General features: G+C 55.4%; 2 protein-coding genes. Both read left to right on the top strand.

Annotated elements, in window-relative coordinates; translation table 11 throughout:
• Positions 1-615 (top strand): DUF6273 domain-containing protein (locus H8730_RS17410; protein WP_249290312.1); only part of this gene is annotated, 615 nt, incomplete at its 5' end.
• 50 nt (positions 616-665) lie between these two features.
• Positions 666-979 (top strand): hypothetical protein (locus tag H8730_RS17405; protein WP_249290311.1); only part of this gene is annotated, 314 nt, incomplete at its 3' end.

Here is a 979-nt window from a genome sequence, read left to right as displayed (position 1 = left end):
TCCCAGGAGATGGCGGGGCTCAGGACGTATAAGACCATCACGGTCAAGCCGCTGGATTTTGAGGACATCCCCAGCGTGACGGCGGGCAGCACCACCACGGTGACGATAGACGGGGTCGAATGGTACGTGCTGGTAAAGGATAACGGGAAGGCGCTGCTTTGGGCGAAGGATCCGGTTGCAGAGAAGCAGTTTCATTATACAAACCCATACACGTGGCAGAGGAGTTCATTGAGAACCTATTTGAACGGCGATTGGCTGAACAGCACCACCATACTGAAAGAAAAGGCGGTGCAGACAGACATCACCACCCGCAGCCAGTATAACGCCACCGATTGGATTACCACCACGGATGCGGTGTTCTTGCTTTCTGAGGCAGATTTGTTCGGAACGTTTAACGGGACGGCAACATCGAATGCACAGGATTATACCTATGGCAATAGTGTTATTGTCCCTGATCAGCATATGAGAGCGTTTTCGAGTGGCTCCTTTTGTTGGTTGCGGTCGCCGTACAATGGTTCCATGGCTATCGTCCTTAATTCGGGCACGCTCGGTAGCTACAGTTACAGCTCTAGCCTCGGCGTGCGCCCCGCTTTGTGGGTGAATCTTGTATCTTAAATCAGCAGAAGCCGTTACAACTTTTTATTTTCCATGAGAGGGGAACGAACATGCAATCGAAACGCAAAAAACAGGTATCCGCCGTCTTCGCGGCGGTGCTGGTGGTGGTCATCGCTCTGACGGGGACCTACGCCTGGCGCTCCATCAGCCAGACGGCGCTCAACGAGGCGGCCTCCGGTGGCAATCCGGGCGGAAGGCTGCACGACGACTTCAACGGCAGCAACAAAGACATCTATGTGGAGAATTTCGGGGACATCCCCATCTTCGCGCGCATCCAGCTGCGGGAGTATATGGAAACCGGCAAGGACGCCGGGATCAACAAGGACGACCCCAACCGGGACGCCACCCCCGTCCTGGCGGGCAC

This window comes from Bianquea renquensis (assembly GCF_014384895.1).
Classification (GTDB): Bacteria; Bacillota; Clostridia; order Lachnospirales; family Bianqueaceae; genus Bianquea; species Bianquea renquensis.
This window is presented reverse-complemented; position numbering and strand designations above follow the sequence as displayed.